The following is a 15,791-nucleotide window of genomic DNA, read 5'->3' as shown; positions in this document are numbered from 1 at the left end:
ACAGGAGCCACTGATGCCGCACACCAATCCGCCACCGCTGCTCCAGGTTCGTGGTATCAGCAAGCAGTTTTCCGGCGTAGTGGTATTGAAGAGTATCGACTTTACTCTGCAACCAGGACAGGTACATGCCCTGTTGGGAGGAAATGGCGCGGGGAAATCGACGTTGATGAAGATCATCGCCGGCGTGCTGCCACCAGACAGCGGTACCATCGAGATCAATGGGCAACCCTGCCTTAACCTTACCCCAGCAAAAGCACATCAACTCGGTATCTATTTGGTCCCCCAAGAACCGATGCTATTTGCCAATCTGTCGGTACAAGAAAATATTCTGTTTCGTTTGCCCAAACATCAGGCTGACAAGAAGAAGATGGCGCAATTACTCAAAAACCTGGGTTGCCATTTGGATCTGTCAGTCAGCGCCGGTTCACTGGATGTAGCAGATCAACAGTTAGTAGAAATTATGCGCGGCCTGATGCGTGACTCACGTATTTTGATCCTTGATGAGCCAACAGCGTCACTAACACCGGCGGAAACCAATCGTCTATTTAGCCAAATCAAAATGTTATTGCAGCAAGGTGTCGGAGTGGTATTTATCTCCCACAAATTACCTGAAATTCGTCAACTGGCAGATTGGGTCAGTGTCATGCGTGATGGTGGCATCGCTCTAAGTGGCGCCACCACTGATTTCTCCATCGATACGATTATTCAGGCTATTAAGCCACAGACCAAAAACAGCGAATTATCTGATACCCAGAAGCTATGGCTGGAGCTGCCCGGTAACCGCCGCTCTCAAGCGCGTGCTCAGTCCAATCAACCGGTGATAGAAGTTGCCGATCTGAGTGGTGAAGGTTTTGCCCATATCTCTTTTGAGGTGCATGCCGGTGAAATCCTGGGATTAGCGGGGGTGGTTGGTGCGGGCAGAACAGAACTCGCGGAAACACTCTATGGTTTACGACCCGCCAGCGGTGGCCACGTCAGGCTGGAAGGGATTGATATCACATTGATGAAAACCGTCAATCGTCTGGCAACCGGGTTGGTTTATTTGCCGGAAGACCGTCAAGCCTCCGGCCTCTATCTGGATGCTCCGCTCAGTTGGAATGTCTGCTCGCTCACCCAGGGTAATCAGGGGTTATGGACACATCCGGCACAGGAAGCCGCCATTCTGGAACGCTATCGGCGGGCACTAAATATTAAGTTCAGTCACCTCGAGCAACCCGTGCGCACCTTGTCCGGTGGCAATCAACAAAAGCTGTTGATTGCGAAATGCCTTGAGGCCAATCCGTTGCTACTGATTATTGATGAGCCTACTCGTGGCGTAGATGTATCAGCGCGCAGCGATATTTATCAATTGATCCGCAGTATTGCCTCTCAGCATGTGGCGATCATTTTTATCTCGTCAGATCTGGAAGAAGTCGTGCAGATGGCTTCCCGGGTGTTGGTCATGCATCAGGGTGAAATCAGTGGCGCAGTCAGTGGGGCGGAAATGAATGTCGATACTATTATGCATCTGGCCTTTGGTGAACATAATACCGATGCGCGCCAATCTGCTGAAAGCGAGGGCGCATCATGTTGAAATTTATTCAAAGCTATCAATTTATTCAAAACAATCGCGAAGGTACCGCGCTGTTGGCGATTTTGGCTTTATTTGCCTTGCTTGGTGTGATCGACAGTAATTACTTCACCTTGCAAACCTTCACCATGATTTTCAGCAGCGCACAGATCCTGATCCTGTTAGCCATCGGCGCCACCATGGTGATGCTAACCCGCAATATCGATGTGTCCGTCGGCTCCATTACCGGCTTATGTGCCGTCACTGTGGGTATGGCGCTCAATGCGGGTTTCGGGCTGGCAATCTCCTGCCTGTTTGCTCTGCTGGTCGGCATGGTGACAGGCTTCTTTAATGGCATTTTGGTTACCTGGCTGCGCATCCCGGCGATTGTCGCCACCCTGGGTACGCTGGGGTTGTATCGCGGCCTGATGCTATTGATAACCGGCGGGAAATGGATAGAAGGGCTGCCGGCAGACTTGAAAAGTTTATCCACCCCGATTCTGTTTTCTATCTCTCCTATCGGCTGGCTAATTATGCTGCTGATTGTAGCTATGGCCTTGTTGCTAGGTAAAACCGCCTTTGGCCGCAGTTTCTATGCTACCGGCGATAACTTGCAGGGTGCACGCCAACTGGGGATCCGCACCGACAGTATTCGTATTTTTGCCTTCTCAATGAATGGGGTGATGGCCGCGCTGGCGGGGATTGTCTTCGCCTCCCAAATTGGCTTTATCCCTAATCAGACGGGCAGTGGGTTAGAGATGAAAGCCATCGCCGCCTGTGTTCTCGGTGGGATCAGCCTGCTCGGTGGTACCGGCACCATTCTCGGGGCCATTCTGGGGGCTTACCTATTAACACAAATCGACAGCGTGCTGGTGCTACTGCGCCTGCCTGCGTGGTGGAATGACTTTATTGCCGGTTTGGTGTTGCTGGGTGTACTGGTGTTCGATGGCCGCCTGCGTTGTGCCATTGAGCGCAATATCCGCCGGCAGAAATATGCTCGCTTTAATGCTCGCCCGGCAGTTTCTGGTAAGTCGACAACTTCGGATAAGAAGAAAAACGTTATACCCAATAGATTTCATGATGCAGGAAGGCGGCAAACGAGAGAATCCCGATGAGCTTACAGTGGTAAGTGATTCGGGTAAACGAAGCAGGTAACACACCTGCAATTTGAAAGATGAAGGGTATAAAAAGAGGTAGCGCGATGAATATTTATCGCCGTTATGGATGGGAACTGGCCTTGGTTGCACTGTTAGTGCTGGAAATCCTGCTGTTTGGTTTATCGAATTCTCGCATGCTGGATATCAACGTACTGCTGTTCAGTACCAGTGATTTCATCTGCATCGGCATTGTAGCTTTGCCGCTGACCATGGTGATTGTCAGTGGCGGAATTGACATCTCATTCGGTTCAACTATCGGATTGTGCTCCATATTCCTAGGCGTGATGTTTCAAGCTGGCGTCCCCATGAGTGTCGCGATCCCGCTGACACTGGTGGTTGGTGCGTTATGCGGTTTGATTAATGCCGGGCTGATTCTGTATACCGGCGTCAACCCGTTGGTCATAACTCTAGGCACCATGTACCTGTTCGGCGGCAGCGCCTTGCTGTTGTCCGGCATTTCCGGCGCGACCGGCTATGAGGGCATTGGCGGCTTCCCAACAGCCTTTACCGATTTTGCCAACCAAACGTTGTTCGGCCTGCCCGTCCCACTGGTTATCTTTATGGTCTGCGTGCTGCTGTTCTGGCTACTGATGCACCGCACCCATAGCGGCCGCAACGTATTTCTTATCGGGCAAAACAGTCGGGTGGCCCGTTACAGCGCCCTGCCCGTCGCGCGTACCTTATGCATCCTGTATGCCCTGACGGGGGTGGCGTCTGCGATTGCCGCGGTCCTATTGGTCTCTTATTTCGGTTCGGCACGCTCTGATTTGGGGGCTTCGTTCCTGATGCCAGCCATCACCGCAGTGGTACTGGGGGGCGCTAACATCTACGGCGGCTCTGGCTCCATCCTCGGGACGGCACTGGCGGTATTACTGGTGGGTTACTTACAGCAAGGTTTGCAAATGATTGGCACACCAAACCAGATATCGAGTGCGTTGTCCGGTGCATTGCTGATTCTGGTGGTGGTTGGGCGCTCTATCAGCCTGCACCGACATCTGATTCATGAATGGCTGCAACGTCGTCGCAGCAGACACACCCTAAGTTAATACCTGTTTTCTTTTGTAGTGAAATTGCCAACACCTCTACCCCTAGCTTCTTCGGAGATAGCAATGAAAACACAAAGATTAAAAAAGCTGGCACTGGTTTGTGCCCTTGGATTTGCCTGTATCACTACTGCTCAAGCGGCAGAACGCATCGCATTTATCCCGAAACTGGTCGGGGTCGGCTTCTTCACCAGCGGCGGTAAAGGTGCCGTTGATGCCGGTAAAGAGCTGGGTGTGGATGTGACCTACGATGGCCCGACAGAACCGAGTGTTTCCGGCCAGGTTCAGTTAATCAATAACTTCGTCAATCAGGGTTACAACGCCATTGTGGTTTCGGCAGTCTCACCGGATGGACTGTGCCCAGCGTTAAAACGCGCGATGCAACGGGGTGTCAAAATCTTGACCTGGGACTCTGATACCAAACCAGAATGTCGCTCGGTTTACATCAACCAAGGTACCCCGAATCAATTGGGTTCGATGCTGGTCGATATGGCCGCGAATCAAGTGAAAAAAGATAAAGCCAAGGTCGCCTTCTTCTATTCCAGCCCGACGGTTACCGATCAGAACCAATGGGTCAATGAAGCGAAGAAAAAAATCCAACAAGATCACCCCGGTTGGGAAGTGGTTACCACCCAGTTCGGCTATAACGATGCCACAAAATCACTTCAAACCGCAGAGGGCATCTTAAAAGCTTATAGCGATCTGGATGCCATTATTGCCCCAGATGCCAACGCCCTGCCCGCTGCGGCGCAAGCAGCAGAAAACCTGAAACGCGACAACGTGGCGATCGTCGGCTTCAGTACTCCAAACGTGATGCGCCCTTATGTTCAGCGCGGCACGGTCAAGGAATTCGGTCTGTGGGATGTGGTTAATCAAGGCAAGATTTCAGTTTATGTCGCCAATGAAATGCTGAAAAAAGGCGACCTGAATGTCGGCGATAAAATTGATATCCCGAACATTGGTGTGGTTGAAGTGGCACCGAATAGCATTCAGGGCTATGACCATGAGGCCAAAGGCAGCGGCATTGTGTTACTGCCACAGCGGGTCATTTTCACTAAAGAAAACATCGACAAATACGATTTTTAATCTCGGCGGCCCGTCCACCGGCGGGCCGGAACAGGACTAAGGGAGTAATAACAGATGGCTGATTTAGACGATATTAAAGACGGTAAAGATTTCGGTATTGGCGTGCCGCAGATAAATCCTGCCTTTACACTGAAAGGCTCAGGTTCACTGGATTGGGGGATGCAATCCCGGCTGGCGCGAATTTTCAATCCGAAAACCAATCGCACGGTAATGCTGGCATTTGATCACGGTTATTTTCAGGGGCCGACCACTGGCCTGGAGCGGATTGATATCAATATCGCCCCGCTGTTTGAATATGCCGACGTCCTAATGTGTACCCGTGGCATTTTGCGCAGTATCGTCCCCGCGTCGGCCAATCGCCCGGTAGTACTGCGCGCATCTGGTGCCAACTCGATTCTGACTGATTTATCCAACGAAGCGGTGGCGGTGGCAATGGAAGATGCATTGCGGCTCAACTCCTGCGCCGTGGCTGCACAAGTCTATATCGGCACTGAACACGAGCATCAGTCGATTAAAAATATCATTCAATTAGTTGATCAGGGAATGCGCTACGGCATGCCTACCATGGCCGTGACTGGCGTCGGTAAAGACATGGCTCGCGACCAGCGCTACTTCTCTCTGGCTACCCGAATTGCCGCTGAGATGGGCGCACAGGTGATCAAAACCTATTATGTCGACAGTGGGTTTGAACGTATCGCTGCCGGTTGTCCAGTGCCTATCGTCATTGCCGGTGGTAAGAAACTGCCAGAACGCGATGCATTGGAAATGTGCTATCAAGCCATTGATCAGGGAGCGTCAGGTGTAGATATGGGGCGCAATATCTTCCAGTCAGAAGCCCCGATTGCCATGCTGAAAGCGGTTCATGCGGTGGTACATAAAAATGAAAATGCACAAACAGCCTATAAGCTGTTCTTAGATGAAAAAGGTTGAGTGGGCATCGCTGCCAGTCAGTGACTGGTAAGCCGTGACAAGAAGGTCTTCGGTAATCAGGAGACCTTTGGTAATCAGGAGACAAATATGCACGTGACTCTCGTCGAAATTAATGTGAAAGATGACAAAGTTGAACAGTTTATTGAGGTTTTTCGCGCCAATCATCAGGGTTCTATCCGCGAGGCGGGGAACTTGCGTTTTGATGTGCTAAGGGACGAGACGATCCCAACCCGTTTTTATATCTATGAAGCCTATACCGATGAAGCTGCGGTGGCGGCCCACAAGAAAACCCCCCATTACCTGAAGTGTGTCGAGCAACTGGAGGGATTGATGACCGGCCCACGCAAGAAAACAGTATTTATCGGCCTGATGCCTTAGCCGACACGGGCAGCCGATTTCCTACGCTGCCCGCATGTTGGAACCACATGGCAAATTTAGCGACTGAGCCACATCACGCGCACACGCTAAAACTTATCCGCACCCATAAACCGCCTAGCAACTCACTGTGCAATAACTCTGGGCGGGTTTTATGGTAGGTCGTAATGTCTTTTACCAATGCTAACCCCAGCCCCGCCCCTTGCTGCTCACCCACATTATCCAACCGGTGGAATGGCATCAGCGCTTGCGCAGCTTCATCTTGTGCAATACCAGGGCCACTGTCTTCTATTTCTAACCAACAGCGCCCTGTGTCACCGCCTATAACCAACCGTACCGTCACCACGCCATGCTTTGGCGTGTATTTCAACGCGTTATCCAGCAGGTTATCGCACAGTTCAGTCAGCAATAAGGCATCCCCCTCGATCCAGCACTCAGACCCCCCCTCATAGCCCAGATCAATCTGCTTGCTGCGGGCTTGAGCAAGGTGTGCAAAACACGCGTCACGTAATAGTGGGCCGAGATTAACCGGTTGTAGTCTGCGCTCGTGTACTTTCATCCGTGATAATTGCAATAACCGATCCGTCAGGGAAACGGTGTGATCCAGTGTCCCGCGCATCGCCACCAGGCTTTCACGCCATTGTTGTGGGGAGTCACTGGCCAGAGCCACCGCCACCTGCGTTTTCAACACCGTTAACGGTGTACGCAATTGATGAGAGGCATCAGCACTAAAGCGCCCCTGACGTGCCACCATTTCCCGTAAACGCTCGATGTAGCGATCAAAGGCCAATAACAACGGTTCCATTTCTGACCATGGTAACACTTTGGGGAGCGGGGTCAGCTCACCGGGATCTCGACGCAGCATCAGGCCCGACAGCTTACGTAGTGGCTTGAGAATGCCTTTGAGTAAGATATACGCCATTACCAGCGTCAAGAGCACCAGCGTACCTTGGGTCAAGACTGCCGATATCATGATCTGCTGTGCCAGATCATGGCGGGATGCTAGCGTTTCAGCCACCAGCACCATCGCCATCCCCATAACACCAGACTCATTAACCGGTTGATAAAGCGCAGCCACACGTATTGGTTTGCCTCGGTACTCGGCATCATAAAAATGTACCAATGCAGGGTAGAGAAGAGATCGTGGCGTATTCAGCGGGAAAGGCGGTAAATCATTGTAGCCAGCTATACTTTTCCCCTCTGGCGTAATCACCTGATAGTAAAGCTGATCATTCATATTGCGCTCAAAACTATCGAGGACAATATAAGGGACATCAACCTCTAGCTGCCCATGACGAACAACCAACCGCTCCGCCACCGTTCGGGCAGAGGCTAATAACGTGCGGTCATAAGCTAACGTAGCCGCATTCATCGCACTGATATAATGGGTATAAATAGAGATCCCGCCCAAAATCAGTAGCGGGACACCAAAAAACAGCAGCAATTGATGAAACAGCGAACGTGGGGCTTTAAACCATCGTGGCACAGTCGTGTTAGAGCACGCCATCAGTGCATTCCAGGCTGTAACCTAAACCGCGTAAAGTCTGGATAGAGACATTACTGCCATGCAGCTTTTTACGCACCCGATGCACATACAGTTCAATACTTTCTGGATTGGCATCATCAGATAAGGTAAATACCTGCTCAAACAGTTGTTGTTTGGCAACTGGCCTACCCCGGCGATGCATCAGTGAGGTTAATACTGCCGATTCCCGCGGTGTCAGCGCCAATGGCTTATCCGCTAACAGAAAGTAACCTTCGTCGTGATAGGTCAACTCACCAAATTGCACCGCCTGCCCGGTTCCGCCGACACTACGCCGTAATAGAGCACGTATCCGCGCCTCCAGTTCATCCAGTTCAAACGGTTTCGTCAAATAGTCATCCGCCCCCAAGTTCAGTCCTTTCACCCGGTCTGCCACTTCCGTTCTGGCGGTCAACAACAGCACCGGCAGCGTTTGCCCACGCTTACGTAGCCGGGCCAGCAAATCTAACCCGTTCAAACGTGGCAACGCCACATCCAATACCACCAGCGTGTAATTTTCGTTTTGCAGCAAATGATCGGCGGCAACACCATCATTTGCCACATCCACAGCGAAGCCCGCATGAGTCAATGCTTTCTGTAACCAGTGAGATAACTCGGGGTGATCCTCTACCAACAAGAGACGCATATCACATCCTGTACTTTTTCCTTCCCATTGAAAGGTAACTGAAAGGTTAATCTATTAACAATTCAGCAACCTCGCAATCGCGGGAAGGCTCACAATTTAGAAGAAAATAATGAGGGAATAATATGAAAAGGATAATTACCCGCACTTTAGCCGCCTCGATTCTGATACTGACAGCACAAATGGCACAGGCTATCGAGGCACCTGGCAGAACAGAATGTATTGCGCCGGCCAAACCCGGCGGCGGCTTTGATCTTACCTGTAAATTGATTCAGGTTTCCCTGCAAGAGACTAAAGCAATTGATCGCCCGATGCGGGTCAGCTATATGCCGGGAGGTGTCGGAGCGGTTGCCTATAACGCCATCGTCGCGCAACGGCCAGCAGAGTTTGGCACCGTGGTCGCGTTCTCCGGCGGCTCTTTACTTAATCTGGCACAAAATAAATTTGGCCGTTATAGCCCTGACGATGTGAAGTGGTTGGCGGCCGTTGGCACTGATTACGGCATGATCGCCGTGCGGGCTGACTCTCCCTATAAAACGCTAAAAGATCTGATGGATGCCTTTAAACAAGATCCTAACAGCGTGGTATTCGGGGCCGGTGCCTCGATTGGCAGCCAGGACTGGATGAAAACAGCGTTACTGGCCCGTGAGGTGGGCGTCGATCCCCATAAAATGCGCTATGTGGCCTTTGAGGGTGGCGGTGAACCGGTTACCGCATTGTTAGGTAACCATATTCAGGCGGTGTCCGGGGACTTAAGTGAAATGGTGCCCTATCTGGCAGGCGACAAACTACGGATCTTGGCTGTTTATGCAGAACAACGCCTGCCTGGCCAACTGGCTAATATTCCTACGGCTAAAGAACAAGGCTTCAATTTAGTGTGGCCGATTATTCGTGGTTTCTATCTCGGGCCGAAGGTCAGTGATGCCGAATATCAATGGTGGACGGAGACCTTTAACACCTTGGTACAAACTGACGAGTTCAAAAAACAGCGTGAATTACGCGGCTTATTTGAGTTCAACCTGACCGGCAAAGAGCTGGATGTGTATGTCAAAAAACAGATTGAACAATATCGTGAACAAGCTAAAGCATTCGGGCTGGCCAAATAATTAAGGAGAAAGATCATGAGCGATCGTATTTTTGCCAGTATCTGGATCCTGCTCTGTATCAGCGGCTTATTTATCGGCTGGGGAATTCAAAGCGAATACAGTTACGAGCCGCTAGGCCCGCGCCCTTTCCCGATGGCAATTCTGGCGTTAATGACACTGTGCGCGGTGCTATTGCTGCTGCGTAAACCAGACGTTATCGCATGGCCGCACGCCAAAGTATTGCATCGCCTGTTGGTGATGGTGATTACGCTGGTGCTCTATGCCTGGGGATTTGAGTCGCTTGGATTCCCGCTGGCGACAGCCCTACTAACATTTAGCATCGCATTGTTATTTGAGGCAAAAATATGGGTCGCTGCGCTGTCCGGCGTGGTTCTGGGCGCGTCATTATTCTATGCCTTTGACTATTTACTTGATGTCACCCTACCACTTGGCGTTTGGCTGAACTAACGAGGCTGTGATGGAAACTTGGATGTATTTATCGCAAGGATTTGAGGTGGCATTAACACCACAAAACCTGATGATTGCCCTGATAGGCTGCTTTATCGGTACCATTGTTGGCTTACTCCCAGGACTGGGGCCGATCAACGGCGTGGCCATTTTGCTGCCACTCGCTTTTGCCCTAAAACTGCCCGCCGAGTCTGCCCTGATCTTGCTGGCTACGGTTTATATCGGTTGTGAATATGGTGGGCGCATCTCATCCATATTACTTAATGTCCCCGGTGATGCCGCGGCTATCATGACCGCCCTTGATGGTTATCCGATGGCGCAGCAGGGCCGTGCCGGTGTAGCGCTATCCATTTCAGCAGTTAGCTCATTTGTTGGTTCACTCTTGGCTATTGGTGGGATCATTCTGTTTGCACCGCTACTGGCACAGTGGTCACTGGCATTCGGCCCATCGGAGTATTTCGCGTTAATGGTCTTCGCCATCGCCTGCCTTGGCAGCATGATGAGCCAAAACCCCTTGAAATCACTGCTAGCCGCCTTAATCGGATTGGGGTTGGCGACAGTTGGTGTTGATGCAAACACCGGCGTTTATCGCTTCACCTTTGATAGTGTCCACCTCTCTGATGGAATTCAATTTATCGTGGTGGTGATCGGCTTGTTCTCGGTCAGTGAGATCTTGTTGATGCTGGAAAGTACCAGTACCGGCCAGAAACTGGTGCGTAAAACCGGTCGCCTGATGTTCAACCGCAAAGAAGCGGCAGAATGTGTCGGGCCAACACTGCGATCTTCAGTGATCGGTTTCTTTGTTGGGATTTTGCCGGGCGCAGGGGCAACCATCGCCAGTGCGCTGACCTACATGACCGAAAAGCGCATCAGTGGTAACAGCGATAGTTTTGGTAAAGGGGATATTCGTGGTGTTGCCGCACCTGAAGCGGCGAATAATGCTTCTGCCTGTGGATCTTTTATTCCGATGCTCACTCTGGGCGTTCCAGGCTCAGGCACTACGGCGGTAATGATGGGAGCATTGACCCTGTATAACATCACACCGGGGCCTGCGATGTTCACCGAGCAACCGGATATTGTCTGGGGGTTAATTGCCTCGCTGTTGATAGCCAACGTTATATTACTGCTGATGAACCTACCTCTGGTTGGCTTCTTCACCCGCATGTTAACCATTCCGTTATGGTTCCTGGTCCCCGCCATTGCAGCAGTCTCTGCGGTGGGGGTCTATGCGGTGCACAGCACCACTTTCGACCTGATGCTCATGGTCGGATTGGGTATCTTTGGCTATCTGCTGAGAAAAATGAACTTCCCCATGTCCCCGCTGATTTTAGGCTTTGTTCTGGGCGAAATGCTGGAGCAAAACCTGCGTCGTGCACTGTCCATTAGCAATGGTAATTACACTATTTTGTGGTCGAGCCCTATTGCAAAAAGCTTGCTAATACTGGCCGTGCTGGTGTTGGTGCTGCCGCCAATCCTGCGAGTAGTACGTAAATTTCGCCAATCAAAGCCAGCCGTTAATGAAGGGTAAAAACTGACTCGTATTACTCCGGGGCTGATAATTATAGGATTATTGGCCCCGATATATTGGGAATATTCCGCGTTATAAGATGACACCTATCAGCAAAATGCTTAATGAGTAAACTGATCATCACCAGTACCGGAAATGCTTAGACCTTAACTATAATGAAGGTAGATAAGTGTAATCACGATAAATAATGAGGCAAAACCATGTCAGACAAAATCGCCGTCGGTATCAGCGCTTGCCTGTTAGGTGAGAAAGTACGTTTCGATGGCGGGCATAAACGTCTAACATTTGCCGTGGACGAGTTGGCCCCTTTTGTTCATTTTGAGCCGGTCTGCCCAGAGATGGCAATCGGGCTGCCTTCGCCCCGCCCAGCGCTACGCTTGGTTAAAGCAGGCGCTGATGATATTCGTCTCAGCTTTAGTAACCAACCAGAAACCGACCTGACCCGCGCCATGCAGGACTTCTCCGCGAAAAGAATTGCGGGATTGCAGCATTTAAGCGGCTATGTGGTTTGCGCCAAATCCCCTAGCTGCGGCATGGAGCGGGTGCGGGTGTATGAAGCCGATGGCAAAAATAACCGCAAAAGTGGTACTGGCATTTTCACTCAAGAATTAATGCGCCAACTACCGTGGCTCCCCATTGAGGAAGATGGCCGCCTGTGTGACCCAGAGCTGAAAGAGAATTTTGTGGCACGAATCTATGCCTTACACGAGTTTAATCAGCTATGGCAACAAGGCATGAGCCGCGCCCGGCTGATCGCTTTCCATAGCCGCTATAAATTATTATTACTAGCTCATTCGCAACCTGCCTACCGTGAATTAGGGCGTTTCGTTGCGGCTATCGACCAATGGCCTTCAATTAATGAATGTGCTTTTGAATACCGTAACCGGCTGATGGCCCTGATGAGCCAACACTCCTCGCGCCGTGGTCACACCAATGTCTTGCAGCATGTCCAAGGCTATTTCAGCAACCAACTCAGCCCCCGGCAACGCAGCGAGCTGGCACAACTGATTTTGCGTTATCGTCAAGGCAGTCAGCCACTGCTTGCCCCCATTACCCTGCTCAAACATTATTTAGCTGAATATCCCGACAGCTATCTTGCCCAGCAGCGCTATTTTGACCCTTACCCGGAGGTTTTGCGCCTAAGGTATGGGCATTAATAGGGGGAATTTAAACGCGATATGAAGCCCGTGGTAATTCAGCAAGTTGCCGCGTTATCAGATAACACCTATCAGCAAAATGTCTCCTTTGCGTTATTCTTAGCGCCGAAGAAAATAATTAGCAGTCTTTCTGGTGGTATCACGGCCTCATGGCAGTGAGGCCGCTGTAAAACAGGAGTTTCTATGAACACCACTTATCGCCTGGCGCTGGCTTTGGCTTTTTCTACCACGCTGCTGACGGCTACCGTTCACGCCAATAGCCTATTGGATTCAGTAAAAAGTGCTGCTGACCAATACAGTAAATCGGGTGATAGCTCATCTTCATTGTCGTCATTGACCGGCTTACTCAATGGCGGCGATAAAGGGCTTAGTGCCAGCACCATGACCAATGCTGCCGGTATATTGCAATATTGCGTACAAAACAATGTCCTGTCGGCCAATGGCACTTCGGCGATTAAAGACCAATTGATGAATAAACTGGGTATCACCAGTACCGAAAATGCCAAGAGCCAGGACTATCAGGAAGGTTTAGGCGGATTACTGAAAACCGGTGAAGGTAAGAGTTTGAATTTGAACGATCTGGGCAGTGAGCAAATCACTGAAAAAATCAAAACCAAAGCCTGTGATTTAGTGCTGAAACAGGGTCAATCGTTCTTGTTGAAATAATAGAATAGGTAATGGCAGAGCGCGGCTTAAGGCTGCGCTTTTCTCAAACAGGATAAAATGGAACAACCGACACTCACCGCAGGTTTAGCGAAACTGCATCACTATTTTGAGCGCTGGCAACTGGCCGCAGACGGTGCGGCATTCCATACACCATCAAGCTGGCTGCAACCGGTACTGTATCGCAACCAACCCGCAATGCTGAAGATTGCGATGACAAAAGATGAGTGTCTGGGCGCACAACTTATGGTGTGGTGGGGAGGCGATGGAGCCGCCCGAGTGTTAGAACAAGAAGAAGATGCCATTCTGCTCGAACGGATTTCCGGGCTGCGGTCGTTGTTAGAGATGGCTCGTGGTGGTCAGGATGACGAAGCCAGCCGGATTATCTGCCGTGTTGTTGCTCGTCTTCACGCACAAGACAGGCCACAACTCCCCGAACTACCCACCTTATCAAGCCAATTTCGATCACTGGAAATCACCGCAAAAACACAGGATGGAATTTTCGCTAATGCGGCATTTATCGCAGAAAAATTACTCACAGAACCACAAGAAATCACTGTTCTACATGGTGATATTCATCATGCCAATATACTTGATGCCGGCCCTCGGGGCTGGCTGGCGATTGATCCTAAAGGTCTGATCGGCGAACGCGGTTTTGACTTTGCCAATATCTTTTGTAACCCCAATTTCGTTGTCGCCACCTCGCCGGGGCGTCTTATCAGGCAAGTAGATATCATCGCGGAAACCGCCGCCCTTGATCGGTGTCGCCTGCTTGCATGGGTCGTCGCATGGGCTGGGCTATCAGCCGCCTGGCATATAGAAAGTGAGGCAAATCCTGATACGGCATTGGCCGTCGCCAATATTGCGCTGAACGCGTTACACAGAGCAAATTCCAATCACAATAACTGACGAGATTAATGAATTTCCAAATACTCCCCGCACTGCGAGGAGTATTCAGAATAACGTTAAATCGCTTTTTCTGATTCAATGCTTTTTTGATTACGACTGACTGCCACTTTGAATAGCCAATATATCAAGCTGGCGGCAACCAGCGAGTTAATGGTTGGAATCCCCCACTCAGTCACCAATCCGATAACACTGCCGACAATACTGGCGATAATGGCAACCCAACCGATAACCGGTGTTTGAGTTTCGTCAGGGAGTTTCCCTTCCAGTCGACTCTTATCCAGAATATTGCGATGAGAGCGCAACACAAAATAGTCCACCAGCATGATGCCGATAATCGGCGGGAATACCACGCCTAGCACTGTAAGGAAGTCCACAAACCGATCCAAAATCCCTAACACGGAAAGTGTCGTACCCAGAACGCCGATAACTAACGTGGTTAAGGTGTATTTCAGTTTTTTCCCGGTCAACCCCTCGACCGCATTGACGATACCGAGGGACGAAGAGTACAGATTAAGGTCATTAACTCTTAATGTTGAGAACACCACCACCAGCAAGCCTGCACCACCCGCGGCCTGAGACATAATAGTCACCACATCAGCTGTTCCCAGCGTTTTAGCAATCAAGATAGCCAGGCCATTGACCACGAACTCCCCGGCCACAATGGTGAAAATCGTCACACCCAACACATGCTTCCCATTTTTGGAATAACGCGTTAGGTCAGGGGTCATCAGGCTTGCCACGATAGCGCCCCCGACAACGATAGTGATACCTGCGCTGATAGACAGAGGATCACCCGGTGGTATCAACTGCATAATTTCATGCAGATTATGCCCGGACAGCGTACTAATAGAGATATAAGCCACCAGCAAAATAAACATCGGAACCGCAATACGTGCGGCGATGCGCAATGCCTTAAAACCAAATGCCACCAAGATAGTCAGCAGGCTACCCGATAAAGCTGCCGCGAATCCGAATCCCAGTTTATTACCCAAAGCGAAATCAAGCGATTTGGCGAAAATAGCGTTTTGTATACCAAACCAACCCAGTAAGCTCACCGCCACCACAATCCCGATCAGTACTGAGCCTAAGCGACCAAAGCCACACCAGCGAGCCAACAGGCTACCGGAGATCCCTTCACGCATACCGGCCAGCCCAAGACCGTAGGTCACCACACCAAATATTATGCTGCCAATAAGGATTGCGGTGAATGCTTCAGTCAGTGTCATGGAGTTACCCAGCACCGCCCCCAGCATAAATTGATCCAGCGCAGTCAACATACCCATGTGAACGATGGCAACGCTTAAAAATGAAACCCTTTTATCCTGCGGCACGCGGCTTAATGGATAGTCTTCAATTTTGATCACGATAAAGTGCACCCTTGTAGTTCAGATAAACTGGATTCCTTTTGCTACCAGTCGATCCGGAATATAATTATCCAAATGTGCAAATTTGCAAAACTCCTCAAACTGTTGCAACGTGTGGACATCAGATTTTTGATAAATAGTATATATTCTGTTTTCTATTGTTTTAGTGCTGATGTTATATATCTTAGCGATCTCTTTAACAGAAAGTCTTTGCAACATTAAAAATATAACGTCAAGCTCAGCGCGGGTAAAAGTTTTACTATTAATTTCGGTGGTCAGGACGCTTGGTTTTTGTTGGTTTATGTATTTGAG

The 15,791-nt window shown here is 50.4% G+C and carries 17 protein-coding genes; 13 read left to right on the top strand and 4 right to left on the bottom strand.

From position 1 onward, the window contains the following. Positions 1-13 precede the first annotated feature (13 nt). The 6 genes from lsrA to lsrG all read left to right on the top strand — a co-directional run bounded on the left by lsrA (position 14) and on the right by lsrG (position 6,143). Entirely contained in the window at positions 14-1,573 is a 1,560-nt protein-coding gene (gene lsrA, locus V1952_RS13630) for an autoinducer 2 ABC transporter ATP-binding protein LsrA (protein WP_372557913.1), read from the top strand. Beyond that, positions 1,567-2,664 (top strand): autoinducer 2 ABC transporter permease LsrC, encoded by a 1,098-nt coding sequence (lsrC, locus tag V1952_RS13625; protein ID WP_372557912.1) that lies wholly within the window; start codon positions 1,567-1,569, stop codon positions 2,662-2,664. The genes lsrA and lsrC overlap by 7 nt, the downstream gene beginning before the upstream one ends. Before the next feature lie 86 nt (positions 2,665-2,750). Further along, on the top strand, positions 2,751-3,752 hold the full coding sequence (lsrD, locus tag V1952_RS13620) for an autoinducer 2 ABC transporter permease LsrD (protein WP_372557911.1): 1,002 nt from the start codon (positions 2,751-2,753) through the stop codon (positions 3,750-3,752). 63 nt (positions 3,753-3,815) lie between these two features. Further along, positions 3,816-4,835: an autoinducer 2 ABC transporter substrate-binding protein LsrB gene (gene lsrB, locus V1952_RS13615; protein WP_372557910.1), complete on the top strand. Its 1,020-nt coding sequence runs from the start codon at positions 3,816-3,818 to the stop codon at positions 4,833-4,835. A gap of 54 nt (positions 4,836-4,889) precedes the next feature. After that, a complete protein-coding gene (gene lsrF, locus V1952_RS13610; RefSeq protein WP_083160768.1) occupies positions 4,890-5,765 on the top strand; it encodes a 3-hydroxy-5-phosphonooxypentane-2,4-dione thiolase in 876 nt (291 codons plus the stop codon). 87 nt (positions 5,766-5,852) lie between these two features. Next, on the top strand, positions 5,853-6,143 hold the full coding sequence (gene lsrG, locus V1952_RS13605) for a (4S)-4-hydroxy-5-phosphonooxypentane-2,3-dione isomerase (protein ID WP_372557909.1): 291 nt from the start codon (positions 5,853-5,855) through the stop codon (positions 6,141-6,143). A 73-nt stretch (positions 6,144-6,216) separates the two neighbouring features. Here lsrG and V1952_RS13600 read toward each other — a convergent pair whose 3' ends face one another. Next, a complete protein-coding gene (locus V1952_RS13600) occupies positions 6,217-7,647 on the bottom strand; it encodes a sensor histidine kinase (RefSeq protein ID WP_372557908.1) in 1,431 nt (476 codons plus the stop codon). After that, a complete protein-coding gene (tctD, locus tag V1952_RS13595) occupies positions 7,634-8,308 on the bottom strand; it encodes a transcriptional regulator TctD (protein WP_372557907.1) in 675 nt (224 codons plus the stop codon). The genes V1952_RS13600 and tctD overlap by 14 nt, the downstream gene beginning before the upstream one ends. A gap of 122 nt (positions 8,309-8,430) precedes the next feature. Between tctD and V1952_RS13590 the strand changes: the two genes are divergently transcribed. The 7 genes from V1952_RS13590 (at position 8,431) to V1952_RS13560 (ending at position 14,115) form a co-directional block, all read left to right on the top strand. Then, on the top strand, positions 8,431-9,411 hold the full coding sequence (locus V1952_RS13590; RefSeq protein WP_372557906.1) for a Bug family tripartite tricarboxylate transporter substrate binding protein: 981 nt from the start codon (positions 8,431-8,433) through the stop codon (positions 9,409-9,411). 15 nt (positions 9,412-9,426) lie between these two features. After that, positions 9,427-9,858 (top strand): tripartite tricarboxylate transporter TctB family protein, encoded by a 432-nt coding sequence (locus tag V1952_RS13585; RefSeq protein WP_083160778.1) that lies wholly within the window; start codon positions 9,427-9,429, stop codon positions 9,856-9,858. A 10-nt stretch (positions 9,859-9,868) separates the two neighbouring features. Then, on the top strand, positions 9,869-11,386 hold the full coding sequence (locus tag V1952_RS13580) for a tripartite tricarboxylate transporter permease (protein WP_372557905.1): 1,518 nt from the start codon (positions 9,869-9,871) through the stop codon (positions 11,384-11,386). A 200-nt stretch (positions 11,387-11,586) separates the two neighbouring features. Further along, positions 11,587-12,543, top strand: a complete 957-nt coding sequence (locus tag V1952_RS13575) for a YbgA family protein (protein WP_372557904.1) — start codon at positions 11,587-11,589, stop codon at positions 12,541-12,543. A gap of 21 nt (positions 12,544-12,564) precedes the next feature. Next, positions 12,565-12,702, top strand: a complete 138-nt coding sequence (locus tag V1952_RS13570; RefSeq protein WP_193784736.1) for a hypothetical protein — start codon at positions 12,565-12,567, stop codon at positions 12,700-12,702. Positions 12,703-12,726: 24 nt separating this feature from the next. Then, a complete protein-coding gene (locus V1952_RS13565; RefSeq protein WP_420074923.1) occupies positions 12,727-13,209 on the top strand; it encodes a DUF2501 domain-containing protein in 483 nt (160 codons plus the stop codon). A 57-nt stretch (positions 13,210-13,266) separates the two neighbouring features. Beyond that, complete coding sequence (locus V1952_RS13560) at positions 13,267-14,115, top strand: aminoglycoside phosphotransferase family protein (RefSeq protein WP_420074922.1); 849 nt, start codon at positions 13,267-13,269, stop codon at positions 14,113-14,115. 56 nt (positions 14,116-14,171) lie between these two features. On the opposite strand, the gene V1952_RS13555 is transcribed toward V1952_RS13560, so the two are convergent. Then, positions 14,172-15,479, bottom strand: a complete 1,308-nt coding sequence (locus V1952_RS13555) for a cytosine permease (protein ID WP_420074921.1) — start codon at positions 15,477-15,479, stop codon at positions 14,172-14,174. A 21-nt stretch (positions 15,480-15,500) separates the two neighbouring features. Beyond that, the coding region (locus V1952_RS13550) for a helix-turn-helix transcriptional regulator (protein WP_420074920.1) at positions 15,501-15,791 on the bottom strand (291 nt) is incomplete at its 5' end.

This window comes from Yersinia sp. 2542 StPb PI (assembly GCF_048593855.1).
GTDB classification, from domain to species: domain Bacteria; phylum Pseudomonadota; class Gammaproteobacteria; order Enterobacterales; family Enterobacteriaceae; genus Yersinia; species Yersinia enterocolitica_E.
Note: the sequence above shows the minus strand (reverse complement) of the source record. Positions and strands in the feature narration are given on the sequence as shown.